Source organism: Kribbella sp. VKM Ac-2571, assembly GCF_004362255.1.
Taxonomy (GTDB): Bacteria; Actinomycetota; Actinomycetes; order Propionibacteriales; family Kribbellaceae; genus Kribbella; species Kribbella pratensis.
Map to the genome: position 1 here is coordinate 1 of NZ_SNWS01000032.1, position 25,709 is coordinate 25,709.

A 25,709-nucleotide genomic window follows, 5' to 3' on the forward strand; every position below is an offset into this window, starting at 1 on the left:
AACAACAGACACGCCCAGCCCAAACGCCACTACGCCGTCGACTCCAAAATCCGCCGACCCGATTACCTACCCAACGTTGCTTGACGAGGCACTAGTCAGCAGTTTCAGTATGCGGTGCGGACTGTGCGGCGGTGGGTTGTCCAGCGCGTCGTGGCAAGCGTTTGAGTTAGCGGAGGTTCGATATCCAGCGGGTGGCTTGTTTGGCTTGGGTTAGGCGGCGTTCGTAGGTTGCGCCGGTGGTGAGGAGGATCAGGCCGGCGGTGGCGAGGGTGATCCAGCGGGGGATCAAGGGGGCTACTTCCAGGAACTGGGCGATGGCGATCTTGGCTATGGCGGCGGAGCCGATGATGAAGGGGGACTGGAGGGATCGGCGGACGCCGATCAGGACGAGGAGGACTGCGGCGGCCACCACGAGCGTTGCGCGGAGCCAGTTGTCGGTGGTGTCGGCGATCAGGGCGGAGGGAGCGAGGCCGAGCATCAGGCCGGGACCGAGGAAGGCCCAGCTCGGTTGGTTGCGCCAGGCAACGATGCCGACGGTCAGCAGGATCAGGGCCGGCGGGACGGTGTACCACTCCAGGGTGTGTGCGTCGGCGCCGAGCATGAAGGCGGTGTTGGCGATGATGAGCAGGAGCGCGGCCTGTAGCAGGGTGGGGCGGCGGCGCGGGTTCATGCCGTAGGCAATCAGCGGGGCGGCGACGATCGTCAGGACTACGCCAGTTGCGGTGTAGGGGGACGCCGCCACGGCAGCGATCTCGGCCAGTACGGCGGCGCAGGCGGCGGTGGTGAGCAGGACGGGTTCCAGCGGCTTGCCGACGTACGAGCAGGTGACGGCGATGCCGATCGCGGCCACGGCGGCTAGGGCGACGGCGGCCGGCCACGTGTCGACGTACCCGTCGAACGCGAACAGGACGATCGCGAGCTGGGCGCTCAGGCTGGCGACGGCTGCGGTCGGGACGGGGTCGGTGAGTTTGCGGACGGCAGCGAGAACCGCCAGTACGGCGAGGATCGCGGCGAGGTAGCCGAGTTGGCGGATGTCCCCCGTGACCAGGCAGTAGGTGATGTCGAAGGCGGCGACCGTGATGGTTGTGCTGTGCAGGATGACGGCGAGCTTGCCGGTACGGCGGGCTGCGACGAGCTCGATGATGGCGAGGGCCGTGGCGAGTGCTGTGGTGAACCAGCGGCTCGGGCCGGGGAGTTGCGGGAGCGTGGTGGCGACCGCGAAGGCGGCGGCCGCGGCACAGACGCATTCGCCGAGGCCGGAGGGGAGTGCCGTGGGGAGTGGGCGCTTGTGGAGGATCGCGACGCCGGTCGCGGCGGCGGCGCAGACGATGGCGGCGGTCGCGATCGTGATGGACAAGGTGGTCGTGGTGAGGAGGCCCAGGAGCGTGCGGGTCATGCCGGCTACGAGGATGCCGCAGAAGACGATGGCGGCCGTGATGGATCCGGTACGGCGGACGATCGCGGTGCCCGTCGCCGAGAGGAACAGCGTGCTGACGACCTGGGCCAGGAGCGCGCCGAGGAGGACCGGGAGGCTCGCGCGGTCGATCAGGACGAGCGGGATCGGGAGTTGAGCGGCGATGACCGTGGTGACGCCGTACGTGATGACCTTGGGGGCGAGGCGGGTCATCAGGAGGGCCAGTACGGCGATGGTCGCGAAGACGATCGCGCTGTAGGTGAAGCCGTCGACGGCGGTCGATGGGATCAGGCCGAGGGCGCGGGCGCCGTACAGGTCGACGGTGAGCAGACCGGTGCCGAGGATGGCGAGGGCTTCGGCGGTGCCTGCCAGGTTCCGGCGGCTCGCGGGGATCGAGCCGGCGAAGGATAGGGCGGCGAGGGTTCCGATGATGGCGGCCTGGGCGGCGACGGGGAGGCTGTCCCAGTTGACGGCGAGGAAGGTGACGCCGGCTGCCAGGAGCAGGAGTACGCCGAGGGTGAGGAGGGCGGCCTGAGGGCTCAGACGGCGGATCCTGGAAGGCCTGGAGGGCCTTGAGGGCTGGTCGGTCGGGGGTTGGGGGAGCGGGCGGGGACCGCCGAAGGTCGTCGGGTACGGCGGGCGGGCCCCGGACACCGGCCGGGGTTCGGGGGGAGGGGGCGGGGCGGCCGGGAGGCGGAGTTCGGGTTGTGGGTAAGGCTGTGGATAAGGGGCCGGCTCGATCGTCAGGCGCAGCTGGGTGCGGCAGGTGGGGCAGGTGATGGCGGCGGTCGGCATCGAGTCCTCCTCGGGTCCGTTCCACTGTCCCGACAGGGAACGGCCCGCCGCTTGAGTACGTCTACTCAAAGTTCTGACGTAGGCTGGCGCGGTCTGCCGATCGTCCAGACCGGCGTGACGAACACGGGGAGCACCATGCATAGAGGCAACACTGGGCATGTCGAGCTCGCGAGAGCTCAGCAGGAGCGTTGGGACTCGGCGTACGCGAAACGCCCGCAGCTGCACGGACTGGAGCCATCGGCCGCGGCGCAGCAGGCCGTAGCGAGATTCGGTGCCGCAGGCATCGATGACGTGCTGGAACTCGGCGCCGGCCACGGCAGGGACGCGCTTTTCCTGGCCAGACAGGGATTCAGCGTGCACGCCACCGACTTCAGCGAGACCGCGCTCGACCAGCTCCGGCACGAGGCGCAGCGCGAAGGGCTCGACGACCGCGTCACCGCCGCCTTGCACGATGTTCGCGACCCGTTGCCGCCGGCTGACGGCGCAGTGAACGCGGTGTTCGCGAATCTCCTGCTGAACATGGCGTTCTCGCCGTCCGAGCTGCGGTCACTCGTGTCCGAGATCCGCCGGGTGCTCAGCCCGGGCGGGGTTTTCGTGTACGCCGTTTGGTCGACGGGCGACCCCTGCTCGCGGGACTGGCAGCAGCTCGGCGACGGGCTGTCCGTGCACGACGGCTTCGTCGGCCGCTTCTTCGACGAGGACCTGGTGCGTGAGCTCGCCGAGAACTGGCAGCTCGACGAGCTCACGCCGTACCACGAAGGCCAACGCGCGATGTGGCGCGTTGCCCTGACTAAACAGTGATCAGTTCGCCTGGCTGACGCTGGACATGTTGAAGTCCGGGACCAGCAGCGGCGGGGTCGCGGTGCGGGAGAAGTAGTCGCCCCATTCCCGCGAGTACGACGGAACGGTCGCGCCGGCCGTGGTGAACCGGGACAGCAGGTCGACCGGGCTTTCGTTGAAACGGAAGTTGTTGACGGCCCCGGTGACCTCGCCGTTCTCGACCAGGTAGACGCCATCACGGGTGAGGCCGGTGAGCAGCAGCGTCTGCGGGTCGACCATCCGGATGTACCACAGGCAGGTCAGCAGCAACCCGTTGTCGAGCCCGGCGACCAGGTCGTCGGTCGAACCGGTCGCGCCGTCGACCGAGACCACGTAGTTCTCGATGTCCGGGGTGGCCGTCGGCGCGTCGATGAGATCGGCGGTGTACCGGCTCGTCATCAGGTGCTCGAGCTTGCCGCCGCGGATCCAGTCCGTGGCCGCGAGCGTGAGCCCGTTGTCGAAGACGCTCGACGAGCCGCCCGACGAACGCGCCACCGCGAACCCGAACGCTTCGAGCCCGGGAAGCGCCGGGTCGGAGTGCAGGTTCACCGGCTGTGACGACAGGGTTTCGCCGAGCCGGGTGCCGCCGCCGGCCTTGGAGAACACGGTTCGGCCTTCGATCGCGTCCCGGCCGTCGAGCTGCCAGTACAGGTACGTCATCAGGTCCGCGACCGCGGCCGGCGGCAGGATCGTCGGGTGCCGGCCGGCGTCGACGGACACCGTCCGGTTCGCCCAGCCGAGGCGGCGAGTGAGCTCGGCGTCCAGCGCGAGCGGGTCGACGTCGGTGAAGTCGCGTGTGGCGGTGCCGACCCAGGCCGAGTGGCTGAGGTCGGTGTTCTTGCCGGTCGACGACACGTACCCGCGGGGGAGCGCCTGGCGCAGCCGCAGTCCCGTCGAGGACCCGACGTACAGCGTCACGACCTCGTGGTTGGCGAAGCCGTAGAGGTGGCGCTGCTCGGCCGAGGCGCGCTTGAGCGACTCACCGAGCGACGGCGCGAACTTCTCGAACACACCGACGGTCGTCTCCTCCGGCTCGAGGGCCCAGTCCGCTCCCGTCGTGCCGCCGACGAGCGGGCGGGCGTCCTCGGCCGGGCCCGCCGCACGGGCGGTTGCGATCGCGGCGGACACGATCTCGCGCAACGAGTCCTCGGTGACCGACGAGCGGCCGATGACGCCGGCCGCCGTACCCTCGCCGGCACCGACCGTGGCGATCACGGTCACACTCGAGCCGCGCATCGCGCCGTTCGTGGTCAGGGTGTTGTTCGCCCAGCGCAGATTGGTGCTGGACGTCTCGGCGACGAGTACGACGCAACCGTCGGCGCCCTCGGCCGCGGCCAGGGCGAGGCCCCGCTCGATCGTGTCCTGCGGGGTGAGTTGAATGCCCGTCACCGGCCGGCCTCCTGAGTGGTGTTGAGAATGCGGACGCCGCGGAACAGCGCGGACGGGCAGCCGTGGCTGACGGCGCCGGACTGGCCGGGCTCGGCCTTGCCGCAGTTCAGCGCGCCGCCGAGGACGTACGTCTGCGGACCGCCGACGGCCTCCATCGACCCCCAGAAGTCGGTGGTCGTGGCCTGGTACGCGACGTCGCGGAGCTGGCCCTCGAGCTTGCCGTCGGTGATCTTGTAGAACCGCTGACCGGTGAACTGGAAGTTGTACCGCTGCATGTCGATCGACCAGGACTTGTCGCCGACGATGTAGATCCCGTTCCGCACCCGGCTGATCAGCTCCTCGGTGGACGGGCCGGCCGGGGCGGGCTGCAGCGAGACGTTGGCCATCCGCTGGATCGGGATGTGGCCGGAGGAGTCGGCGTACGCGCACCCGTTGGAGCGCGGCGTGCCGAGCACGTCCTCGTTCTTCTTCGCCATCCGGCGGTCGACCTGGTACCCGACCAGGATGCCGTCCTTGACCAGGTCCCACTGCTGGCCGGCGACGCCCTCGTCGTCGTACCCGACGGTGGACAGGCCGTGCTCCGCGGTGCGGTCGCCGGTGACGTGCATGACTGGCGAGCCGTACTTGAGCGTGCCGAGCTGGTCGAGCGTGGCGAAGCTGGTGCCCGCGTAGTTCGCCTCGTAGCCGAGCGCCCGGTCGAGCTCGGTGGCGTGGCCTATCGACTCGTGGATCGTGAGCCAGAGGTTGGACGGGTCGATGACGACGTCGTACGTTCCGGCCTCGACGGTCGGCGCCGCCATCTTCTCGGCGAGCCAGGCGGGGATCTGGGCGAGCTCCTCGTCCCAGTTCCAGCCGGTGCCGGTCATGTACTCCCAACCGCGGCCGGCCGGCGGGGCGGTGGACGACATCGAGTCGAAGCGGTCCTCGGCGACGGCGTGCGCGGTGATGTCGGGGCCGATCCGGACGCGTTGCTGCGTGTACGAAGTACCGGCGGTGTTCGCGTAGTACTTGCACTCGTGGATCGTGGCGACGTGGACGCTCACGTGGGCGACGCCGTCGGCCTTGAGGAGGCGGTCGCTGTAGTCGGTGAGCAGCGCGACCTTCTCGGCCCGCGGAACGCTGAACGGGTCGATCTCGTACGACGAGACCCAGGTGACGTCGTCGTACGTCGGCTCGTCGGCGAGCTCGATCGTCTCGGCGTTGATCGGCCGGGACACCTGGGCCATGTTCACGGCCTGCTCGGCCAGGATGACCGCTTCCTCGGTGGTCAGCGCGACGCCGGCGGCGAAACCCCAGGTGCCGTCGTGGATCACGCGGACGGCGAGACCGAGGTCCTCGTCGTCCTTCGCGCTCTCCAGCACGCTGTCGCGCAGGGAGATGGACTCGGACCGGATCCGCTCGAGCCGGAACTCGGCGAACGTGGCCCCGAGGTCGCGGGCCCGTTGCAGGGCGGCCGCCGCCAACTCCTGCCGGGGGAGAGCGAGAAAGCTTGCGTCGATATCAGGCACGACTCCGACCCTATGTCAGGCCGGGAGGGTGAGGTTGCGGTGGCGGAACGTCAGGGCTGCCGCGGCGGCCAGCAGTCCGGCCGCCAGGCAGAGACCCAGGACCGGTCCGGCAGTGGGGTCGACGGCAGGTGCATTGGGCACGTGCGTGAAGGGCGAGAGGCCCAACAGCCAGGTCGGCAGTCCCAGAGCGGGCCCGAACATCGGCCCGACGACGATCGAGCCCACCACGAGTGCCCAGGACAAACCGACCGACCACCGCGGTAGCAGCATGATCACCGCGACGACCGCGGCTCCCAGCACACCGACGGCGGGGAGTTGGAGCAGGGCGGCTCCGATGAGGTCGCGCAGCAGCGATCCGGTGCCGCCGAGGATCTGACCGCCCGTGAGCGCCACCGCCACGGCGAAGACGACGAGTAGCAGGGCGGCGCCGGCCAATGCGTTGACGGCGTACGCCCGCAGCCAGCGAACTCGTGAGACTGCAGTCCCGAGCACCGCCTCCAGCTCGCCCTGCGCCTCGTCCCGGTACAGACGAAGCAACAGTGAAACTACGTAGATCGCCACGACGATTCCGGCGAACTGCATCATCGAGGCCCAGTATGCGCCGAGCAGGTCGACGTCACCCCCGAAGGTGCGGTACCACTCGGTGGCCGCGCCCTGCAGTCCGCCGATCTGCTCGCTGAGCGCTCCGAACACCAGGCCGAACCCGAGCAGACCGACGACCCAGCCCAGCACCGCTCCACGCTGCAACCGCCAGACAAGGCCGGTCGGGCTCAGCAGCGCCGGGCTCGCCTGGGCAGCACCTCTGCGCTCAGGCCACATGCCCCGACCTACGTCGCGTTTGCCGACCAGGACGATCGCCAGGAAGCAGAGCGCGGCCATGCTCAGCACGGCCAGCACCAATGGCCACCACGCGTTGTCCGCGAACGGGCGCATCTGCTGGCTCCAGCCGACTGGCGAGAGCCAGGCCGGCCAGGCGCTCGTGACCCGAAGCGCGGTCGAGTCCACCGTTCCGAGCATGTTGCCGAGTGCCGCAAGCATGAACGAGACACCGAGTGCAGCGCCGGCCAGACCGATCGATCCGCGCGTGGTCGACGCCAGCTGGGACGTCACGGCAGCGACGCCGGTGAAGGCGATCCCTACCAGGGCAATGGACGCGCCACCGGCCAGCGAACCGGCTGCGGGCTGTCCCGCGATCATCATGCCGAGTGCGAGCGTGAACAGCAGTACGACGTTCGCGGCGAGCGCCACGAGGACGGCGGCCGCCAGCGACGCGTGCCGGCCGACCACGCCGGCTCGCAGCATCTCCTCACGGCCGAGTTCCTCGGACTGACGGGTGTGCCGGACCACGGCAAGCACGCTCATCATGGCCGCGAGGACGGCCAAGGTGAGACCGTCGCGATGCAACGTGTAGCCGCCGATGCTCGGGCCCGTGACCAGACCGAGCACCCGCATGCCGGGATTCTCGGCCACGATCGCGGTGTCCGGCCCGAGAAGTTGCGGATGCTTTGTGTAGCTGTCGTCGAACATGGCGGTGGTCGCGGTCAGGAAGCCGGCCATCCCCAGGATCCAGACCGGCAAGGTGAACCTGTCGCGCCGCAGCGCGAGGCGAACCAGCCGCAGTGTCGCGGTGAAACCCTTCATCGTGCCGTCACCGCCTCGGCTGCCGGACGGTCAGGTCCGGCGATGTCCTCGCCGTAGTGCCGCAGGAACAGCTCCTCGAGCGTGGGCGGCGACGTGACCATCGAGCGTACGTCGAGATCGACCAGGTGTGCGAGCACGTGGTTCAGCTCGCTCGGGTCGACGCTGAACTCCGCATGGTGGTCGTTCACCGAGGCGTCGTGCACGCCGGGCCAGGTCACCACGGCCGCCGGCGGTTCGGCGGTGTCGACCACCACCGACGTACGGGTGAGGTGGCGTAGGTCGTCGAAGGTGCCGCTCTCGGCGGCCCGGCCGGATCGGATGATCGTGACGCGGTCACACAGTGCTTCCACCTCGGCCAGGATGTGGCTGGACAGCAGAACGCTGCGCCCTTCGACGCGCAACTGCTGGACCAGGTCCTGGAACACGGCCTCCATCAGCGGGTCCAGTCCGGAGGTCGGCTCGTCCAGCAGGTAGAGCTCCACGTCGGAGGCGAATGCCGCCACCAGGGCGACCTTCTGCCGGTTGCCCTTCGAATAGGCGCGGATCTTCTTGGTCGGATCGAGCTGGAAGCGCTCGAGCAGCTCCTCACGACGACGCGCGTTCAGTCCTCCCCGCAGGCGGGCCAGCACGTCGATGACCTCGCCGCCGGTCAGGTTCGGCCACAGGTTCACCTCGCCGGGAACGTACGCAAGACGTCGATGCAGCTCCGCTGCCCTGCGCCAGGGGTCACCACCCAGCAAGGCAACCTGCCCGCCGTCGGCCCGCAGCAGGCCCAGCAGAACGCGAATCGTGGTTGTCTTCCCGGCGCCGTTCGGTCCGAGGAAGCCGTGCACCTCCCCGGCCTCGACGCGCAGATCCAGTCCGTCGAGGGCCCGGGTGCCCGAGCCGAAGTCCTTCACCAGTCCGGAGACCGCAATCGCAAGTGTCACGGAGACCACACCCTCGGGTGCTGTGATTGGTATGAGGGCAGTCCGCCCCAACTCTCAGCAAACCAGCGTCGAACGGACCAGAGGAGGGCCGGAAGTCCGCCGACGACTTGCCCAAGGTCCCATCATCGGTCCAGATGCGCCGTCAGCTCGAACCCTGCGAAGAGGGGGCCGCCGTAGGCCACGAGAATGCGGTGGACCTCGGCGATCAGGCGGTCGTCCGAGGCCCGCACTCCGTCCAGCAACCTCCCAGCGTGGTCAGTGCCGTGAACAACGTCGTACGCCGTCACTTCACGCAGCAGGCCCTTGCCGGTACCGGACCAATGGCCGGCACCCGTCAGCAGTAGCCGAGCGGCCTCCTGCCACAGCACCGACGTGATCGCCAGGCGGACATCACCTTCGGCGGCTGACAGGTCCTCCAGAAGGTCCGTGACCGTGTAGCGCAGCAGGTCCAGCTCGTCCGTCGACAGCGGCTTCGGTCCGGCAGCCACCTCGGCCACGAACTCCTGCTGCAGCCGCGCACCCGACCCGTCAGTGTCCACCAGTACGACGGACTCGCCGACCAGCCGCATCATGGTCGGCTGACGTCGTAGCTGGTCCTTGTCGGCGAAGTAGCGCAGCGACTTCTCGGTGTGCACGAACAGCTCGACCGGCCAGCCGCCGTACTCCAGCGACTTCCTCCGTGGTGCCGGCGGTCCGTCCAGCAGCACTGTGATGTCCAGGTCGGACGTCGGACTCGCGTCACCACGCACCACGCTCCCGCCGAGCCAGGCGGCCCGGGCCTCCGGATACAGCTCCAGAACGAGTTGACGTGCTAGGTCCATCAGGACAGTGTCAGCCACCGCAGCAGTTCGCGGTACGCATTTGTTGGCGGGATGTGACCGCCCACGTAGTACTTGCGTTCGGCGTGCGGGATCGCTGCGGCGAGGTGGTCGGCGTACTTCCCGGCGCGCTCGTCAGCAGAGCCGTGCCAGAGGCTGACCGGGACCTGGATGTCGCCGAGGTCGAAGCCCCACGGCTGGGCGAACGCTATGTGATCGTCGATCCAGCCGTCGTGGCTGGTGACGAAGGTGGCCGTCAGACGAGCCACGGCTTCGGGGTCCTCCCGGGCCGGAGGTCCTGGCGGCGAGCCGGGGTCCGGTGGGAACTCGGGGCCGCCCTCCTCGACCGCGGCCATGATCTTGCGAGCCGTTTCCTCGAGACCCTGTCGCAGGTCTCCGTGGACCGCTCGCCAGGAAGTGCGGTTGCGCCGTGGGTCCTCCCGTTCCTCCTCCTCGGTCGGTTCCGGACCGTCGACGAGCGACGGCGCGTTGCTCCCAGTCACCGCGCAGCGGGTCACGCGATCGGGCAGCAGTGCGGCGCAGGCCAAGGCGTGCGGACCACCTCCGGAGCCGCCCGTGACCGCGAACCGTTCCCAGCCGAGCGAGTCCGCGAGAGCGGCAGCATCAACAGCGACCGAGGCCACGGTCCGGCCAGGTTGCCGGGTCGATCCGCCGTACCCGGGCCGGTCCGGCATCACCATCCACACCCCGGACGACTCGATCGTCGCGACCACCTCGGGTCGTTTCCACCGCGTACTCGGCGTACCCCCGAACGACATCGCCGGTACGCCGCCGTCCGAGCCGTAAACGGCGTGCAGCAACACCCTGTCACCGATCTGCACCATGCTATCCACCATGCCATCCACACTGCCATCCACACGCGGAGCGTAACCGCCTGACAGCACCTATCCGAATCCACAGTTAACGACCCGACATTCTCGGGATTCGAGATGCGATCGCCGTGGTGGGAGGATGCCGCCTAGGTTTTGTCAGCTCGAGCTTCGAACCTGTCGGGAGTGCTTGTGAGTTCCTCGGTCGCCGGGACCGTATCGCCCACCCGGCAAGCGATGCGCCGGGTGCGGCGTGACCGCAGTGCGCGGGTCGGCCTGGTCGTGGTCGCCCTGCTGATCGTGATTGCCGCCGCCGCGCCCTTGCTGGTGCGGCTGGCCGGCCAGGACGCGACGACGTACCACATCGACCTGCTCGATCCGGCCCGCGGCAACGCGCCACGCGGTGCGGTCGGCGGAGCGAGCGGCACCCACTGGTTCGGGGTGGAGCCGCTGACCGGCCGGGACCTGTTCTCGATCGTCGTCCTCGGTCTGCGTACGTCGCTGTTCATCGCGGTCGTCGTCACGCTGATCACCACCGTCGTCGGCACCCTCGCCGGGATCAGCGCGGCGTACTTCGGCGGCTGGTACGACGCGGTGCTGTCGCGGCTGCTCGACTTCCTCTTCGGTTTCCCGCAGCTCGTCTTCATGATTGCCCTGGGCATCGTTGTGCCGGCAAGGTTCCCGCGCTGGCTGCTGCTGATCCTGGTGCTCAGCTTCTTCGGCTGGGCCGGCCTGGCCCGCCTGATCCGGAACCAGGCGCGCTCGCTGGTAGCCCGCGAGTTCGTCGAGGCGGCCCGCAGCGTCGGGTCGAGCGGCTGGATGGTGATCACCCGCGAACTCCTGCCGAACCTGCTCGGCCCGGTCCTCGTCGTCGCCACTCTCGCGATCCCGGGGTACATCGGCGCCGAGGCCGCGCTGTCCTTCCTCGGCGTCGGGGTCCCGCCGCCGACCCCCAGCCTCGGCCGGTCGATCTCGGACTCGATCGCCTGGGTCTACACCGGCGCGGACCCGTGGTTCCTGCTGTTCCCGGGCGCGATGCTGTTCCTCGCCGTCCTCGGGTTCACGTTGCTGGGCGACGGCGTACGGGACGCGTTCGACGTCCGGTTGCGGAGGACGAACTGATGCCCGACCTCGTCTGGTTCCTGATCCGGCGGTTGTTCGCCGCGCTGCTCGTGATGCTGGCGCTGAGCCTCGCCGTCTACCTGATCTTCTACGCGATCCCCGCCGACCCGGCCCACCTGGCGTGCGGCAAGCCCTGCACGCCGGACCGCCTCGAGCAGGCGCGGCACTTCATGCAGCTCGATCAGAGCACGCTGCAGCAGTACCTGAACTTCCTGAAGGGCATCGTCGCCGGCCGCACGTTCGGTGACGGTACGGCGGCGGTGCACTGCAACGCTCCGTGTTTCGGGTACTCGTTCCCGCTCGCCCGCCCGGTCACCACGCTGATCACGGACCGGCTGCCGATCACCGCGTCGATCGCGCTCGGCGCCGCCGTTCTCTGGCTGCTGTTCGGCGTCTCGCTCGGCGTGATCGCCGCGCTGAACCGGGGCCGCATTCTCGACCGGTTGGCCGTCGGCGTCGCGCTCGCCGGCGTCTCGACCCCGTCGTTCCTGCTCGGTCTGCTCGCGATCCTGGTGTTCGGGTTCTGGCTGAACATGGTCCCGGTCAACGGCTACGTCCCGTTGACCGAGAGCCCGGTCGACTGGGCTTGGCACCTGGTCACGCCCTGGATCGTGCTGGCGATCCTGCAAGCGGCGTCGTACATCCGGCTGACCCGGTCGCAGATGCTCGAGGAGCTCAACCTCGACTACATCACCACGGCCCGGGCGAAGGGCGCCGGCGAGGCGCGGGTGGTCCTGACCCACGGGCTGCGCGGCGTGCTGGTCCCGGTCATCACGCTGTTCGGTCTCGACCTCGGCGGTCTGCTCGGCGGCGCGATCCTGACCGAGAAGGTCTTCAGCATGCAAGGCCTCGGCGACCTGCTGATCAGCGCGGTCGGTCAGCTCGACGTGGCCGTGGTCGTCGGTGTCACGTTGTTCTCGGCGTTCCTGATCATCCTGGCGAACCTGGTGGTGGACATAGTGCACGGTGTGCTCGACCCGAGGGTGAGCCATGGCTGAGCCAGTTCTCGAAGTACATGACCTGCACGTGACGTTCCGGACCGAGAACGGTCCGGTGCCGGCCGTCGACGGCATCGACTTCGCGGTCGAGCCGGGCAAGACGCTGGCGATCGTCGGCGAGTCCGGCTCCGGGAAGAGCGTCAGTTCGTCCGCGGTGATGGGCCTGCTGCCGTCGAACGCCGACGTCACCGGCGAGGTGCTGCTCGACGGCCGGCAGCTGACCGGCCTGCCGAACGACGAGCTCCGCAAGATCCGCGGCAACGACATCGCGATGGTCTTCCAGGACGCCCTGTCCGCGCTGAACCCGTACTACTCCGTCGGCTGGCAGGTCGCCGAGGCGTATCGGCTGCACCACGACGTCCCGAAGAAGGTCGCGCGCCGGCGGGCGGTCGAGATGCTGGACAAGGTCGGCATCCCGGACGCGGCCCGCCGCGCGGAGAGCTACCCGCACGAGTTCTCCGGGGGAATGCGGCAGCGGGTCGTGATTGCTATGGCTCTCGTGAACGACCCGAGAGTGCTGATCGCGGACGAGCCGACGACCGCACTCGACGTCACCGTGCAGGCGCAGATCATGCGCCTGCTGGACGACGTCCAGGACGAGTTCGGTACGGCGCTGATCCTGATCTCGCACGACCTCGGAGTGGTCGCGGAGGTCGCGGACGACGTCCTGGTGATGTACGCCGGACGTGCGGCCGAGCGTGGCACCGTACGCGACCTGTTCTTCCGGGCGGCGCACCCGTACAGCCTCGGGTTGCTGGGTGCGATGCCGCGGGTCGACGTACCGCCGAAACCGCGGCTGACCACGATCCCGGGCACTCCGCCGGGGCCGGGGTCGATCACGACCGGATGCCCGTTCCAGCCGCGGTGCGCCTACACGCACCTGGTGGGGGAGCGGTGCATCACCGAGCGACCTGAGCTCACGCCGCGTCCTGGCGAAGGTGATCACGAGGCGGCGTGTCATCTCGGGCGGCGTCCGGAGGTGATCTTGTGAGCGACGAGTTGCTGGCGCTCAAGGACGTCAAGAAGTACTTCGGGTTGCGCGGCGTACCGTGGCAGAAGGCGCAGGCCGTTCGCGCGGTCGACGGCGTCAATCTCGTCGTACGCAAGGGCGAAACCCTCGGTCTCGTGGGCGAATCGGGTTCCGGCAAGTCCACGCTCGCCCGGGTCGCGACCCGGCTGCTCGACCCGACGCAGGGCCGGGTCGAGATCGGCGGCAAGGACGTCACCAAGGTCAAAGGCCGCCGGCTGCGTCCGATCCGCCGCCGCATCCAGATGGTCTTCCAGGACCCGCAGGCCTCGCTGAACCCGCGGCAGTCGGTGGCAACGATTCTGAGTACGCCGTTCCGCGCCCAAGGGCTCCGCCCGACTCGGGCCCAGCTGGTCGAACTGCTCGAACAGGTCGGGCTGGCCGAGGAGCACCTGGTCCGGTACCCGCACGAGTTCTCCGGCGGTCAACGCCAGCGGATCGGGATCGCACGGGCGCTGTCGGTCAAACCCGATCTGCTGGTCTGTGACGAGCCGGTGTCCGCGCTGGACGTGTCGGTGCAGGCCCAGGTGCTGAACCTGCTCGCCGACCTGCGCGACGAGCTCGGCCTGTCGTACGTGCTGGTCGCCCATGACCTGGCCGTCGTCCGTCAGGTCGCCGACCGGATCGCCGTGATGTATCTCGGCACGATCGTCGAAGAAGGCCCGGCTGCGCAGGTGTACGAGTCACCGGCGCACCCGTACACGAAAGCGTTGCTGTCCGCCGTACCGGTACCGGAACCGGGCGTCACGCGTGAGCGCATCGTGCTGACGGGCGACGTACCGACCCCCATCAACCCGCCCTCCGGATGTCCCTTCCGGACCCGCTGTTACAAAGCCGAGGACGTCTGCGCAACGAAACGACCAGTGCTCGAACCCGTCGAAGGTTCCGCCGAGCCCGGATCCGGACACAGGGCCGCCTGCTATTTCCCTGAGCTCCCCACCTCTGAGAGGACACAATGAAACGCATATCCCGAGCGGTTGCGGTTGCAGCCGTGCTCGCGCTGGCGGCGGCCGCGTGCAACGCCAACGACAAGTCCGGCACCACCAGCGGTAGTACTGCGGCCGCGGAGCAGGGCGGCACCTTCCACATCCTCAGCACCAGCAAAGAAATCAGCTACGACCCGGCCAAGAGCCAGAACCTGGGCATCAGCGGGATCCACCTGGTGCTGCGCGGCCTGACGTCGTGGAAGACCGACCCGAGCAAGCCGACCGAGCTGGTCCCGGACCTGGCCACCGACACCGGCCAGGTCACCGACGGCGGCAAGACCTGGACCTACAAGCTCAAGCCGGGTCTCAAGTACGCCGACGGTTCGCCGATCGTTGCCGCTGACATCAAGTACGGCGTCGAGCGGTCGTTCGCGCCCGAGCTGTCCGGCGGTCTCAGCTACCACAAGACGCTGCTGGCCGGCGCCGACAAGTACACCGGCCCGTACAAGGGCGGCGAGCTGGCCTCGATCGAGACGCCGGACCAGGCCACGATCGTCTTCAAGCTGAACAAGCCGTACGGCGACTGGCCGTGGATCGTCAGCATGCCGGCGTTCTCACCGGTGCCGAAGAAGGCCGACACCGACCCGGCGCACTACGGCGAGAAGCCGATGGCCAGCGGCCCGTACCAGGTGCAGTCGTACACGCCGGGCTCGAAGCTGGTCCTGACGCGGAACCCGAACTGGGACAAGTCGACCGACCCGGCCCGGACCGGCCTGCCGGACTCGATCGTGACCGACATGGGCCTGCAGCCCGACGTCGTCAACCAGCGCCTGATCGCCGACGCCGGCGACGACAAGTTCGCCGCCACCACCGGTACGTCGGTCCCGGCGGCGCTGATCCCGACGATCAGCGGCAACCCGGCCGTCAAGGCCCGGGTGGCGACCTCGCCGTCCGGCGCGCTGGAGTACCTGGCGATGAACACCAAGCGGCCGGCGCTGGCCAACCCCGCGGTCCGCAAGGCGATCGAGTACGCCGTCGACAAGCAGGCCGTCCAGGTAGCCGAAGGCGGTGCGGAGTACGGCGGTGAGATCGCGTCGACTCTGATCACGCCGGGGATCGACGGGTACACCAAGTACGACTCGTACGAGGCGCCGCCTGCCGGTGACCCCGCGAAGGCCAGGCAGATGCTGGCCGCGGCGGGCGTCAGCAACCTGAACCTGGTGCTGGCCGCCGACAACACGACCGGTCTCGGCGTGGCGCAGGCGATTCAGCAGGGTCTGAAGCGGGCCGGGATCACTGTCTCCATCAAGCCGCTGGACAGTGAACCGCTGACCGACCTCATCACCGGCAACAAACCGGACTTCGACCTGACCGTGTCGAGCTGGCTGCCGGACTTCCCGAGCGCGATCGGCAACATCCAGCCGCTGTTCGGGACGTCGGAGATCGGGAACGGCGGGTACAACATCTCCCGCTACTCCAACCCCGCGGTGGACACGGCGATCGCCGCCGCGACGGCCGAGCCGGACCGCACGAAGGCGGCCGGCCTGTGGGGCGCGCTGGACAAGCAGATCATGGCCGACGCACCGGTCGTGCCGCTGATCTACGCCCGCAACGCGTTCCTGCACGGCTCGAAGGTGCAGAACTTCTACCTGTCCTCGTACCCGCCCTACGCGAACACCCTGATCGTCGGCCTCAGCAAGTAGCGGCTCAGGTACGGCCTTCGGATTCCTGGGCTTCGAAGAGGGTCGGCTGGGTCTCGGCGTCGAGTCCCCAGTCGGCCCTCATCACCGTGTAGCCGGCTTTCTCGGCCGCTTTGATGACCGAGATGTCGTCGTCGACGAGGACGGCGACCGGGCGCCGCTCGGCGAGGCGTTTCAGGCGGCCGAGTTTCATCAGCATCGACGGGCGGCGGTCGGTGTTGCCGCGCATGTAGACCTTGCCGTCCGGGAAGCCGTTGTCCTTCAGCCACTTCTCGGTGATCCGCCGGGTCCGCTCCGGGCGTCCGGTCAGGTAGACGATCTCGTGGTCGGCGGCCAGCGTGGTCGCGACCGCGAGGCCCTCCTCGAGGACGGCGTCGTCCTTGGCGTGATCGAAGAACGAGTCCCAGTCCTTCGGCTTCCGCTCGATGAACTGCAGCCGCTTGCTGGTGTCGGACAACGTCGCGTCGATGTCCAGTACGGCGTACGGTCGCTCGTCACTCATGCGCCCCAGCATCCCAGGTCACGCGGTCGACGGCGTACAGGACCTCCCCGAACTCGGTTCCGGGCAGCGGGTCGTCGAACCGTTCGTGGTACACCTTCTCGAACCGCAGGCCCGACCGCCGCATCACGGCCCGCGAGCGGTGGTTGACCGCCATCGTGTCCGCGATCACGCGCTCCATCCCGAGTTCCGTGAAAGCGTGCGCGATCAACGCCCGAGTCCCCTCGGTCGCGTACCCCTTGCCCCACGCGGACCGCAGCAGCCGGTACCCGACATCCACAGTCCCCGGTACGCCGGTCGGCTGCAGCCCGAACCACCCGACGAAGCCTTCCGCCGCCTCCGCCTTGAACGTGCCGAGCTGCGGGTGGTCGGCGTACACCTTCAGAATCCCCGGCAGTACGACGCGCTCGACCTCCTCCCGCGCCGTCGGCTGCCCGGTCAGGTACCGCATCACCTCGGGATCCGAGTCGAGCGCGACCAGCAGTTCGAGGTCTTCAGCCGAGAACCGGCGAAGGACCAACCGCTCCGTCTCCAGATACGCAGTCACGTTCGACATCGTCGGGTTCAGCTTCGAGGTGGTGCAACCAGCTTTCCTGCGGCTAGCATGCCTCTCGGCCAAGCCACCAGTACTCGCCGATCCGGGGATTCGGCGTCGAAACTGGAGGAGTTGTGCCTGAGCCGATCCTTGTCGTGCTGGTGTCCGGACTGATTGTCGCGCTGCCGCGCCTGGCGATCGTGATCCTCGCCTTCCGTGTGTTCGAGCGGACGGGCGATCCGAAGAGTCTGCGTGAGATCGTGCCGCTGCTCCGCCTGGGTCCTCGGTCGTGCCTCCACCGGAGATCTCATCCACCCGAACCGCCTGACAAGCCTTGAGTGGGCCGAACCAGCGTCCGGAGTGTGGGCGGTGTGGGGGATTGGGGGTGTTGGGTTGGGTGGTTGTCGGTGGCGCGGGTTAGCGTTCTGTTCGCTATGGACGAGTCGATCACGTTTCTGCACAGCTCGGACTGGCAGCTGGGCATGATGCGCCGGTTCCTGGGGCCGGACGGGCAGGCCCGGTGGGGTCAGGCGCGGCTGGATGCTGTCGCACGGATCGGCGAGGTCGCGGAGCGGACCGGGGCGGCGTTCGTGGTCGTCACCGGGGACGTGTTCGAGCACAACCAGGTCGAGCGACAGACCATCCTGCGGGCGTGCGAGGCGCTCAAGCGGATCCCGGTCCCGGTCGTGCTGCTCCCGGGCAACCACGACGCGCTGGAGCCGGGGTCGCTGTGGACCTCGAGCCAGTGGCTGGCGCACGCGCCGGACCACGTGACGGTGCTGACCGAAACGACGCCTTTCCAGATCGTGCCGGGTGTCGAGCTCGTCGGCGCACCGTGGCGCTCGCGGCGCCCGCTCTCCGACCCGGCCGCGCCCGGGTACGCCGACCTCACACCAGATCCGAAGACGACGCGGATCCTGCTCGCCCACGGCCAGTTGACGAGTCTGTCCGGCGGCATGTCCGACGTACCGACGATCGACCAGGCGGCGCTCGAGGCCGCGGTCGCGGACGGCCGGCTGCAGTACGTCGGGCTCGGCGACCGGCACTCGACGACGCGGGTCACCGACCGGATCTGGTTCTCCGGAACGCAGGAGGTCACGTCGCCCGAAGAGGACGCGCCCGGAAATGTCTTGAAGGTGACGATCAGCGGCGGGGGGATCGATGGCGCAATCGACGTCGAGCCGATCCGCGTCGGGGCCTGGCACATGGTGGATCATCGCGTCGAGCTGTTCGACGAGGAGTCGATCACGGCGCTCGAGGACTGGTTCGCCGAGCTGCCGGACAAGGAGCGGACGTACGTGCGGCTGGCCGGTGACGGGTCGCTGTCGCTACCGTTGCTGGCCCGGCTGGACACGATCATCGACGCGCAGGGCGAGGTCTTCGCGAGCGTCGAGCGCTGGGTGAAGTTCTGGACCGTGCGGCCGGCGCCGGACGCGGCGGACCTGGAGTCACTGCAACTGAGCGGTCCGGCGCGGGCCGCGATGGAGGAGCTGCGGCAAGCGTTGGCCGGCGGCGACGAGAGCGCGGGTGCGGCGTTGTCGTTGATGCACCGATTGGCGCGGGACGCGGGATGAGACTGCGGTGAGATTACACAGCTTGGCGCTACGGGACTTCCGTGGCGTCAAGGACCGCACTGTCCGGTTCCGCGCGCTCGGCACCACCGTGGTGGTCGGCGACAACGAGGTCGGGAAATCCAGCCTGGTCGAGGCGTTCGGGCTGATCTTCGACCTGCCCGACGACTCGAAGTCGACGCGGATCCGCGACATCCAGCCGGTCGGTCAGGACGTAGGTCCGGAGGTCACTGCCGAACTGACCCTCGGCGGGCGCGAGCTCACTTACACCAAGCGCTGGCTGAAGAACCGCTCCACCGAGCTGACCGTCGTCGAGCCCGATGGCCGGCGGCAGTCCTGGACCGGACGTGAGGCGCACAACGAGGCCGAGCGACTGTTCCACGAGAACGTCGACCCGGTGCTGTGGCAGACCTTGATGGTCAGCCAGGGCCAGTCGTTGGTGCTGCCAACGCCGGCCGACGCCGAGCCGCTGATCACCGCGGTGACCGCGGAGTCGGGCACCCCGGTCGACGGTGCGTCGATGCCGCTGGTGACGGCCGTCGAGCACGAGTACCTGCGGTACTGGACGCCGCGCGGCAAGCCGACCGGTGACTTCGCGCGCTCCGCGAAGGCTGTTGCGGCCGCCGAGCTGGGGTTCAAGCAGGCGTTGCAGGCGATGGAGGAGGTCCAGTCCGACATCCGTCGCGCCGAGCGACTGAACCTCGACCTCGCGGACGTGACCGCCCGACTGACCGAGCACCTGGCCGGTGTCGAGGCGCTGCGCGAACGCAAGCAGGCGACGGACGAGATCCTGCTCCGCCGCGACTCGGTGAGGTCCCGCGCGGAGACCGCGCGAGCCCGGCTGGAGAACCACACCCGCACCCGGCTGGAGCGGGAACGGCTGCTCGACGAGGTCGAGCGGTTCACGAAGGCGCACGCCGAGCTCGCCGCTCGGCGGGCCGACGCTGAGCTCGTCGCGAAGACCGCGGCCGAGACCGTTCAGGCGGCAGAGGCCGCGCTGGCGGAAGTCGTGGAGCTCAAGGACCTACGGCGTACCGACGTACAGACCGCCGAACGCCGCGCCTCCGACCTGATGGATCGCGCCGAGCTGGACCGGCTGGTCGGGCAGCAGACGGAGCTGCTCGACGTCCGGGCGCGGATCGCGGCTGCCGGGACGATCCTGGACCGGATCAAGGTCGACGACGCCTTGGTGGCCGCGTTGGAGGATGCCCGCGCGGCGGTGGTCGAGGCCCGCGCGGCGCTCGCGGCCGGCGTCCCCGAGGTGTCGGTACGGCGACTTGGATCGGAGCCCGTGGAACTGTCCGGGACCGGCCTCGAAGGCAATGTCCCCGCGGAGCTCGGCTTCGACGAGTCGACCGAGGTTCTCGTCTCCGGTGAGCTCCTGATCGGCGTGCCGGGACAGGTCGAGGTGACCGTCCGCGCCGGCGGTGACGCGGCGGCGCTGCGCTCGCGCGTCGACGACGCCGTACGGCGGGAGAAGGACCTTCTGAAGAAGGCCGGCGTCAAGGACGTTGCTGCGGCGCGGGAGCTGTTGCGGAAGGCGGACACCGCGACCGCCGAGCTGAACGAGGCGCGGCGGACCGAGAAGTCGCTGACGGCCGGGGGCGATCCGGGGGAGCGGATCGCCGTACTGACCGCCCGGCTCGGCACCGACGAAGAGGCCGAGGACGCGGGCGGCAAGGAGGCCGCGGTCGAGGGCGTTCCGGGGCAGATGTCGCTGTTCGAGGAGTTCGCGTCGCCGCACGACACGCTGTTCGACGACTTCGACGTACCGGAGCCGGAGCCGGACGACCTCTCGAGCGCTCAGCGGGTGCTCGAAGAGGCCCGGGGCGGGCTGGCCGACGCAGAGCGGTTGTTGACGGATGCGGAGTTCGCGGCGGCGCAGGCGCGCAAGGCGGCGGACGAGGACCGGTCCGAGGCACAGAACGCCCGAGCCCGGTCTGAGCTGGCAGGAGAGCGGCTGGTTGCGGCCGTCGAGGCGCTCGAGGCGGCGCGGGCGGTGCTCGACGACGAGGCCGTGGCGGCGGCCGAGACCGAGGCGACGGCTGAGGTCGAGGCGGTGCTCGAGGAGCTGACCGCTGTACAGGAGCAGGCGGACGAGGCCGGGGCGGATCAGGTCGCGGGCGAGCTGACGCATGCGTTGGCCGTAGCGACGCGGCTGCAGGGCGAGCGGGACAACTTGCGTGACGCGTTGCGTACGACGGAAGGCCGCCTGGAGCAGTCCGGGCGGGATGGACTGGCGACGCGGCGGGACGTGGCCGAGCTGGAGCTGGCCGCAGTACGCACGGAGCACGACAGTCTTCTGCGGCGGGCCGAGGCGGCGCGACGTGTGCACGAGACGCTGAGCCGGCATCGGGCTGAGGCGCAGACGAAGTACTCCGAGCCGTTGCAGAGCCGGATCGAGGCGCTCGGCCGCAGTGTGTACGGGCCGTCGTTCCGGGTCTGGCTGGACGACGACCTCGCGGTCGCGGAGCGCGAACTGGACGGCGTCCGGTTGCCGGTCGAGGCGCTGTCGACGGGTGCTCAGGAGCAGCTGGCGATCATCACGCGACTGGCGATCAGCCACCTCGTCAGCACCGGCGAAGGCAGCGTGCCGGTGATCTTCGACGACGCGCTCGGCTGGTCCGACAAAGCCCGCCTCCGCGACATGGGCGCCCTCCTCGGCCGCGCCGGCGACCACGGCCAGGTCATCATCCTGACCTGCATGCCCGACCGCTACGAATACGTCCCGAAGGCGACGTTCATCAAGCTGGACGGATGATTCGCTCCGGGGCGGAGTAGACGACGCAGCGGTCGCCGCGGGTGAAGCCGGCGAGGGTGATGTTGGATCGGCGGGCGAGGTCCACGGCGAGGCTCGAGGGTGCGCCCACCGCGACGATCATGCCGAGGCCGGCGGCGACCGCCTTCTGGACGATCTCGTAGCCGGCGCGGCCGCTGACGGCGAGTATCAGGCCCTTGCGGCTGCGCTGGTTGAGGACGGTCCAGCCGACGACCTTGTCGACCGCGTTGTGCCGGCCGATGTCCTCCTTCACCACGATCTCGCGGCCGTCGGCGGTGAACAGGCCCGCGGCGTGCAGACCGCCGGTGCGGCCGAACATCGGTTGTGCGTCGCGGAGCAGGTCGGGAAGGCGGCGTACGACGTCGATCGGTGCCTCGACGGGGTCCACCGGGTCGTACTCGCGCTCGGCGAGTTCGTCGAGGCTCTGCTGGCCGCAGACACCGCACGCGGCCGACGTGACGCCGTACCGCTGGGGCGGTTCGCGGTCCGGGGGACCGTCGAACGTGACGGTGACGGTGTTGAACTGTTGCTCGGGGGTCAGCGTGACATCGGTGCAGTAGGCAACGGTCCGGATCGCGTCCGGGCGGACCGCGAACCCCTCGCCGAGGCAGAACCCGGCGGCCAGCTCGAAGTCGGAGCCGGGGGTGCGCATCGTGACGACCAGCGGCTCAGGCGGCCGGCCCGGCCATTCGAGCCGCAGCTCCAGCGGTTCCTCGGTGCTGACGACGTCCTCGCGCCGCGACGTCCGGTCGCCGTCGAGCACCTCGACCTTGAACCTGCTGGTGGGAGCCTTCGTCATACCTCCACGGTAGGCCAGTTGCGTCGTACGGCGAGCCAGTCGAGGAACGTCCACGCGTACAGCCGCTGGTGCTCGCGCAGCGCCGGCGTACAGCCGGGCGGGGGTGGGGCCTCGGTGTTCTTCATCATGTACGCCGCGATCACGGCCACGAACGAATCGAGGTGGTCCTTCGGTACGTCGGCTGTGAGCGGGCTGCGGGTGACGGCGGTGAACGTGTCGATGCCGTGGTGCTGGGCGACCGGCAGCAGGCCGACCCAGTCCACCCAGCGCGGGCCGAGGGCCAGCCAGTTCCAGTCGATGGTCCAGCAGGTGCCGTCGTTGTCGATCAGGATGTTGTCCGGGCGTAGATCGGAGTGCGTGGCGGAGCCGCCGGTGAGAGCCTCGGGCGCCAGCTCGGCCAGCTCCGCGAGCTCCGGCAGCACGCGCGGCAGCCAGTCCTGCAGTCCGACCGGCATCTCTCGCTCACCCGCCAGGATCTGCGCCGGCACCCCGACGTCATCGCCGACCAGCTCCGAGAACGTACTGAGCCCACTCAACGGACTCGGCCCCAACACCCCAGCCAACTCCTCACAAGCAGCAGTAACCACCCCAAAGTCCCCCACCGTCCAAGGAGCCCCAGGCATCCGCCCCTCGACAAACTCGGAGACGACGGCGAACCAGCCGTCGACGTGGGCGGTGCTGATGGTGGGTGGGGCTTGGACTGCTTTCGGGAGTTGGGGGACGACCTCGGCTTCGCGCTGGTACGCCTCGTAGGCGTGCAGACCTTCCTCCGCTGCCTTGATGAACACGCGCCGGCCGTCGGCAAGCTCTGCCCGCGCAGCGAAGCCTCCGGTGAAGCCGGAGCTGACCTGCGACGAAACGGAGGCGATCTGAGTGCCCAGGGCAACGGCGAGTGCCTCGTGGAGGGCCGGCGGGAGCGACTCCCAGCCGGGTCGCGACGAGGTGGCGAAGTAGTCGACGTCCGGGGCACGGCTCATGTCCACGAACGATAGAACCCACAGCAGCGCGGCGCTCGTGGTTTAGCGTTCGGGCTGTGAGTGGATCCGTGGTGCTGCAGGTGCTCGATCTGGTCGGGATCTTCGTGTTCGGGATCACCGGTGCGCTGGTCGGCGTACGGAAGAAGCTGGACGTGTTCGGGATCCAGGTGCTGGCGCTGGTCACCGGGCTCGGCGGCGGATTCATCCGGGACGTGCTGATCGGCGAGACCCCGCCGGCCGCGCTCCGCGACTGGCGCTACCTGGTGGTCCCGATCGCGGCGGGTCTGCTGACGTTCTTCCTGCATCCGGGCATCGGCCGCGTCGAGCGGCTGGTGAACATCTTCGACGCGGCCGGTCTCGCCTTGTTCTGTGTGACCGGTGCGTTGAAGGCGATCGACTCCGGGCTGTCGCCGATCTCGGCCGCGCTCCTCGGCACGCTCTCGGGGATCGGCGGGGGAGTACTGCGGGACGTGCTCAGCGGCCGCGTCCCGGTCGTGCTCCGCTCGGAGATCTACGCCACCCCGGCACTGCTCGGGGCCGGCATAGTGGTCGTCGCCTCGGCGTTGGAGTATCACGCCCTGTGGGTCCCGATCTCCGCCGCGGTGGTGTGCTTCGCGATCCGGCTGCTCGCGATCCGCCGCGGCTGGAACGCCCCGCTACCCCGCAATCCGTGACGGCGGGGCCCATCCGTTGACCACGGCAACCAATTCGAGGTAGCGGTGCCACTGCGGTCCGGCCTCGGTACGCCGAAGTTCGATCAGGCGACTGCGGAACGCCGGGTCCGCCCGGAGCGGGTCATCTCCGGCCAGGGCGTGATAGCCGGCCACGAGACGACGTACCGAATCTCGGAAGTCAGGTGAGGACACCAGCGTGGTCAGCTCCAGCCAGGCCTCGACCTGCTGCGGGTCGGCGTCGTCGGGCAGGACCGGCGTCAGGTTCTGGCGGATCGCGGGGTCGGTGCCGGCGAGCGTCGTACTGAGGAAGTCGGCGATGAGTGCGGTGCGGTCCTGCTCGGACTGTTCGGTCATCAGGTGTATGTCCTCCGGGTCGGCATGGTTGGCGAGGACCACGAGCAGGGCGTGCCGGCGGCGTAGCGTGCGGATCTGGATCGCCAGCGCGTCGGCGTGGGTCGCCGCAACCTCCGCGAGCGAACGGTCGTCCCGCAGTACGGCGTGGATCGTCGGCAGATCCAGGTCCAGGGCACGCAACGTCCGGATCAGCCGCAGCCGTACGACGGCATTCTCGTCGTACCGTCGATGGCCGGCAGCAGTACGCCGTACCGTCAGCAGCCCGAGGTCGGAGTAGTGCCGCACGGCCTTCACCGACACCCCGGCAAGCCGCGCCACCGCCCCGATCGAGTGGTCCATACCCACCACCCTCACACCTCCCGTAACAGGAGATACAAGACTAGTTATGGGCGAACCGTTCCTTGGGGCGGGCGAAGGTGATGGAGGCCGCGGCGACGAGGGCGCAGGCGATGCCGACGCCGAACGGGACCCAGTACGCATCCGACGGCCCCCAGACGTCGACCGCGTGACCGGCGGCCGCGTTGCCCGGTGCGACGCCGAGCAGGATGCCCGTGACGGTCCAGGTGATCGCTTCGGTCAGCCGCTCCGGCGGCACCCACTCCTCGACACAGGCGGTGACCGCGACCATCGTCGGGGCGATCGTCATACCGCAGCAGAACAGCACGGCGCCGAGCAGCGGGATGCTGTTGACCCAGGGGAGCGGCGCCAGCGTGATCGCGAGCGCGATCGTGCCGAGCAGCAGCCGTCGCTCGACCGGAGCCCGCCAGTGCACCGAGCCGTACCAGAGCCCGGCCAGCAGGCTCCCGAACGCCCAGATCGCCAGTACGACGCCAGCCAGCCCTGCCTGTCCCTTCTCCGTGGTGAACGCCACGGTGATCACCTCCGCGCCACCGAGCGTCGCGCCGAGGCCGAGACCGATCAGGCTGAGCAGCAAGATCGAAAGCCAGGGGAGTGGTGCCTGCTCGGTGCCGTCCGACTTGCCACGACCCGGCGGGTCGGAGGCGCGCAGCAGCGCCAGCCAGATACCACCGGCCAGTCCCAGTACGCCGGCCGCGGACAGAGCGGCGTACGGACTCGCCTGCGTCGCCAGCGTGGTGACGAGCACCGGGCCGACGATGAAGACCACCTCGTCGCCGACCGCCTCCAGAGCGAAGGCCGTCTGCAGGGCTCGACCACGGCCCAGCAGGTGCGTCCAGCGCGCCCGGACGAACGAACCGACCTGGGGACGGGTGCCGCCGGCAATGAACGACAGCACGTACAGGATCCACGTGGGCGCGTCGGCACGCACAGCGATGAGCAGTGCCGCCAGACCGACCGTGCAGGCCACCGAACCGATCAGGATCAGCCCACGTTGGCCGAAACGGTCGACCAGCCGGCCTTGGATGGGACCGGTCAGCGCACCGGCGATCACGGCCACGCCGGAGACCGCGCCGGCGAGCCCGTACGAGCCGCTCTCCTTGGCGATCAGGATCACGATGCCGAGCCCGATCATCGAGATCGGCATCCGCCCGAGAATCCCGGCAGCGAAGAACGATGCCGCTCCGCGGCGGCGCATGAGATGGAAGTAAGGCTTGAGCATGAGAGACCGGGAGCAGCTTAGGTCAT

Annotated in this window: 23 protein-coding genes; 10 read left to right on the top strand and 13 right to left on the bottom strand. The window is 69.2% G+C overall.

The genetic code is table 11. The features are described 5' to 3' along the window. Nucleotides 1-166 precede the first annotated feature (166 nt). Nucleotides 167-2,209 (bottom strand): SCO7613 C-terminal domain-containing membrane protein, encoded by a 2,043-nt coding sequence (locus tag EV651_RS40440; RefSeq protein ID WP_238157533.1) that lies wholly within the window; start codon nucleotides 2,207-2,209, stop codon nucleotides 167-169. A 135-nt stretch (nucleotides 2,210-2,344) separates the two neighbouring features. Between EV651_RS40440 and EV651_RS40445 the strand changes: the two genes are divergently transcribed. Further along, nucleotides 2,345-3,010 (top strand): class I SAM-dependent methyltransferase, encoded by a 666-nt coding sequence (locus EV651_RS40445; protein ID WP_133791432.1) that lies wholly within the window; start codon nucleotides 2,345-2,347, stop codon nucleotides 3,008-3,010. Here EV651_RS40445 and EV651_RS40450 read toward each other — a convergent pair whose 3' ends face one another. The 6 genes from EV651_RS40450 to EV651_RS40475 form a co-directional block, all read right to left on the bottom strand. Then, nucleotides 3,011-4,417, bottom strand: coding sequence for a metallopeptidase TldD-related protein (locus EV651_RS40450; RefSeq protein ID WP_133791434.1), 1,407 nt, complete (start codon nucleotides 4,415-4,417; stop codon nucleotides 3,011-3,013). Continuing rightward, the gene (locus EV651_RS40455; protein ID WP_133791436.1) at nucleotides 4,414-5,925 is read right to left on the bottom strand and encodes a TldD/PmbA family protein; all 1,512 of its coding nucleotides are present in this window, start codon (nucleotides 5,923-5,925) and stop codon (nucleotides 4,414-4,416) included. The genes EV651_RS40450 and EV651_RS40455 overlap by 4 nt, the downstream gene beginning before the upstream one ends. 15 nt (nucleotides 5,926-5,940) lie before the next feature. Next, on the bottom strand, nucleotides 5,941-7,566 hold the full coding sequence (locus tag EV651_RS40460) for an ABC transporter permease (RefSeq protein WP_133791438.1): 1,626 nt from the start codon (nucleotides 7,564-7,566) through the stop codon (nucleotides 5,941-5,943). Next, nucleotides 7,563-8,495, bottom strand: coding sequence for an ABC transporter ATP-binding protein (locus EV651_RS40465; protein WP_133791440.1), 933 nt, complete (start codon nucleotides 8,493-8,495; stop codon nucleotides 7,563-7,565). The genes EV651_RS40460 and EV651_RS40465 overlap by 4 nt, the downstream gene beginning before the upstream one ends. Before the next feature lie 122 nt (nucleotides 8,496-8,617). Next, nucleotides 8,618-9,316, bottom strand: coding sequence for a nucleotidyltransferase domain-containing protein (locus tag EV651_RS40470; RefSeq protein WP_133791442.1), 699 nt, complete (start codon nucleotides 9,314-9,316; stop codon nucleotides 8,618-8,620). Next, nucleotides 9,316-10,158 carry an alpha/beta fold hydrolase gene (locus EV651_RS40475; protein WP_238157534.1) on the bottom strand — a complete coding sequence of 281 codons (843 nt, stop codon included), beginning with the start codon at nucleotides 10,156-10,158 and terminating at the stop codon, nucleotides 9,316-9,318. Before EV651_RS40475 ends, EV651_RS40470 begins: the two co-directional genes overlap by 1 nt. Nucleotides 10,159-10,335: 177 nt before the next feature. Between EV651_RS40475 and EV651_RS40480 the strand changes: the two genes are divergently transcribed. The 5 genes from EV651_RS40480 to EV651_RS40500 are packed head-to-tail and all read left to right on the top strand — an operon-like array spanning nucleotide 10,336 to nucleotide 15,919. Then, nucleotides 10,336-11,265 carry an ABC transporter permease gene (locus EV651_RS40480; RefSeq protein ID WP_133791446.1) on the top strand — a complete coding sequence of 310 codons (930 nt, stop codon included), beginning with the start codon at nucleotides 10,336-10,338 and terminating at the stop codon, nucleotides 11,263-11,265. Next, on the top strand, nucleotides 11,265-12,263 hold the full coding sequence (locus tag EV651_RS40485; RefSeq protein WP_133791448.1) for an ABC transporter permease: 999 nt from the start codon (nucleotides 11,265-11,267) through the stop codon (nucleotides 12,261-12,263). Before EV651_RS40480 ends, EV651_RS40485 begins: the two co-directional genes overlap by 1 nt. Then, nucleotides 12,256-13,254: an ABC transporter ATP-binding protein gene (locus tag EV651_RS40490; RefSeq protein WP_133791450.1), complete on the top strand. Its 999-nt coding sequence runs from the start codon at nucleotides 12,256-12,258 to the stop codon at nucleotides 13,252-13,254. Before EV651_RS40485 ends, EV651_RS40490 begins: the two co-directional genes overlap by 8 nt. Then, nucleotides 13,251-14,249, top strand: a complete 999-nt coding sequence (locus EV651_RS40495) for an ABC transporter ATP-binding protein (protein WP_202870749.1) — start codon at nucleotides 13,251-13,253, stop codon at nucleotides 14,247-14,249. The genes EV651_RS40490 and EV651_RS40495 overlap by 4 nt, the downstream gene beginning before the upstream one ends. After that, nucleotides 14,246-15,919 (top strand): ABC transporter substrate-binding protein, encoded by a 1,674-nt coding sequence (locus EV651_RS40500; RefSeq protein ID WP_133791454.1) that lies wholly within the window; start codon nucleotides 14,246-14,248, stop codon nucleotides 15,917-15,919. Before EV651_RS40495 ends, EV651_RS40500 begins: the two co-directional genes overlap by 4 nt. A gap of 4 nt (nucleotides 15,920-15,923) precedes the next feature. Here the strand turns inward: EV651_RS40500 and EV651_RS40505 are convergent, their stop codons facing one another. Beyond that, a complete protein-coding gene (locus EV651_RS40505; protein WP_202870750.1) occupies nucleotides 15,924-16,418 on the bottom strand; it encodes an HAD family acid phosphatase in 495 nt (164 codons plus the stop codon). Continuing rightward, entirely contained in the window at nucleotides 16,411-16,962 is a 552-nt protein-coding gene (locus tag EV651_RS40510) for a GNAT family N-acetyltransferase (protein WP_370354197.1), read from the bottom strand. Before EV651_RS40510 ends, EV651_RS40505 begins: the two co-directional genes overlap by 8 nt. A 122-nt stretch (nucleotides 16,963-17,084) precedes the next feature. On the opposite strand from EV651_RS40510, the gene EV651_RS40515 reads away from it, so the two are divergent. The 3 genes from EV651_RS40515 (at nucleotide 17,085) to EV651_RS40525 (ending at nucleotide 21,282) form a co-directional block, all read left to right on the top strand. Then, nucleotides 17,085-17,288 (top strand): hypothetical protein, encoded by a 204-nt coding sequence (locus EV651_RS40515; RefSeq protein ID WP_133791460.1) that lies wholly within the window; start codon nucleotides 17,085-17,087, stop codon nucleotides 17,286-17,288. 96 nt (nucleotides 17,289-17,384) lie between these two features. Further along, a complete protein-coding gene (locus EV651_RS40520; RefSeq protein ID WP_133791462.1) occupies nucleotides 17,385-18,524 on the top strand; it encodes a metallophosphoesterase in 1,140 nt (379 codons plus the stop codon). Nucleotides 18,525-18,531: 7 nt separating this feature from the next. After that, nucleotides 18,532-21,282: an AAA family ATPase gene (locus tag EV651_RS40525; RefSeq protein WP_133791464.1), complete on the top strand. Its 2,751-nt coding sequence runs from the start codon at nucleotides 18,532-18,534 to the stop codon at nucleotides 21,280-21,282. Here the strand turns inward: EV651_RS40525 and fdhD are convergent. Both fdhD and EV651_RS40535 read right to left on the bottom strand, forming a co-directional pair. Beyond that, on the bottom strand, nucleotides 21,266-22,099 hold the full coding sequence (gene fdhD, locus EV651_RS40530) for a formate dehydrogenase accessory sulfurtransferase FdhD (protein ID WP_133791466.1): 834 nt from the start codon (nucleotides 22,097-22,099) through the stop codon (nucleotides 21,266-21,268). The two genes, EV651_RS40525 and fdhD, sit on opposite strands and share 17 nt — an antisense overlap. Continuing rightward, the gene (locus EV651_RS40535; RefSeq protein WP_133791468.1) at nucleotides 22,096-23,076 is read right to left on the bottom strand and encodes a phosphotransferase family protein; all 981 of its coding nucleotides are present in this window, start codon (nucleotides 23,074-23,076) and stop codon (nucleotides 22,096-22,098) included. Before EV651_RS40535 ends, fdhD begins: the two co-directional genes overlap by 4 nt. Nucleotides 23,077-23,132: 56 nt before the next feature. Here EV651_RS40535 and EV651_RS40540 point away from each other — a divergent pair, with 56 nt between their 5' ends. After that, nucleotides 23,133-23,750, top strand: coding sequence for a trimeric intracellular cation channel family protein (locus EV651_RS40540; RefSeq protein WP_238157535.1), 618 nt, complete (start codon nucleotides 23,133-23,135; stop codon nucleotides 23,748-23,750). On the opposite strand, the gene EV651_RS40545 is transcribed toward EV651_RS40540, so the two are convergent. Then, nucleotides 23,733-24,443, bottom strand: a complete 711-nt coding sequence (locus EV651_RS40545; RefSeq protein ID WP_238157536.1) for a MerR family transcriptional regulator — start codon at nucleotides 24,441-24,443, stop codon at nucleotides 23,733-23,735. The genes EV651_RS40540 and EV651_RS40545 overlap by 18 nt on opposite strands. Nucleotides 24,444-24,483: 40 nt before the next feature. After that, a complete protein-coding gene (locus tag EV651_RS40550) occupies nucleotides 24,484-25,683 on the bottom strand; it encodes an MFS transporter (RefSeq protein ID WP_133791472.1) in 1,200 nt (399 codons plus the stop codon). Nucleotides 25,684-25,709: the final 26 nt, after the last annotated feature.

Coding starts and splice junctions, on each gene's coding strand:
- EV651_RS40440 (WP_238157533.1), bottom strand. CDS start 2,209: ATGCCGACCGCCGCCATCACCTGCCCCACCTGCCGCACCCAGCTGCGC.
- EV651_RS40445 (WP_133791432.1), top strand. CDS start 2,345: ATGCATAGAGGCAACACTGGGCATGTCGAGCTCGCGAGAGCTCAGCAG.
- EV651_RS40460 (WP_133791438.1), bottom strand. CDS start 7,566: ATGAAGGGTTTCACCGCGACACTGCGGCTGGTTCGCCTCGCGCTGCGG.
- EV651_RS40470 (WP_133791442.1), bottom strand. CDS start 9,316: ATGGACCTAGCACGTCAACTCGTTCTGGAGCTGTATCCGGAGGCCCGG.
- EV651_RS40475 (WP_238157534.1), bottom strand. CDS start 10,158: ATGGTGCAGATCGGTGACAGGGTGTTGCTGCACGCCGTTTACGGCTCG.
- EV651_RS40485 (WP_133791448.1), top strand. CDS start 11,265: ATGCCCGACCTCGTCTGGTTCCTGATCCGGCGGTTGTTCGCCGCGCTG.
- EV651_RS40490 (WP_133791450.1), top strand. CDS start 12,256: ATGGCTGAGCCAGTTCTCGAAGTACATGACCTGCACGTGACGTTCCGG.
- EV651_RS40500 (WP_133791454.1), top strand. CDS start 14,246: ATGAAACGCATATCCCGAGCGGTTGCGGTTGCAGCCGTGCTCGCGCTG.
- EV651_RS40505 (WP_202870750.1), bottom strand. CDS start 16,418: ATGAGTGACGAGCGACCGTACGCCGTACTGGACATCGACGCGACGTTG.
- EV651_RS40520 (WP_133791462.1), top strand. CDS start 17,385: ATGGACGAGTCGATCACGTTTCTGCACAGCTCGGACTGGCAGCTGGGC.
- fdhD (WP_133791466.1), bottom strand. CDS start 22,099: ATGACGAAGGCTCCCACCAGCAGGTTCAAGGTCGAGGTGCTCGACGGC.
- EV651_RS40535 (WP_133791468.1), bottom strand. CDS start 23,076: ATGAGCCGTGCCCCGGACGTCGACTACTTCGCCACCTCGTCGCGACCC.
- EV651_RS40545 (WP_238157536.1), bottom strand. CDS start 24,443: ATGGACCACTCGATCGGGGCGGTGGCGCGGCTTGCCGGGGTGTCGGTG.
- EV651_RS40550 (WP_133791472.1), bottom strand. CDS start 25,683: ATGCTCAAGCCTTACTTCCATCTCATGCGCCGCCGCGGAGCGGCATCG.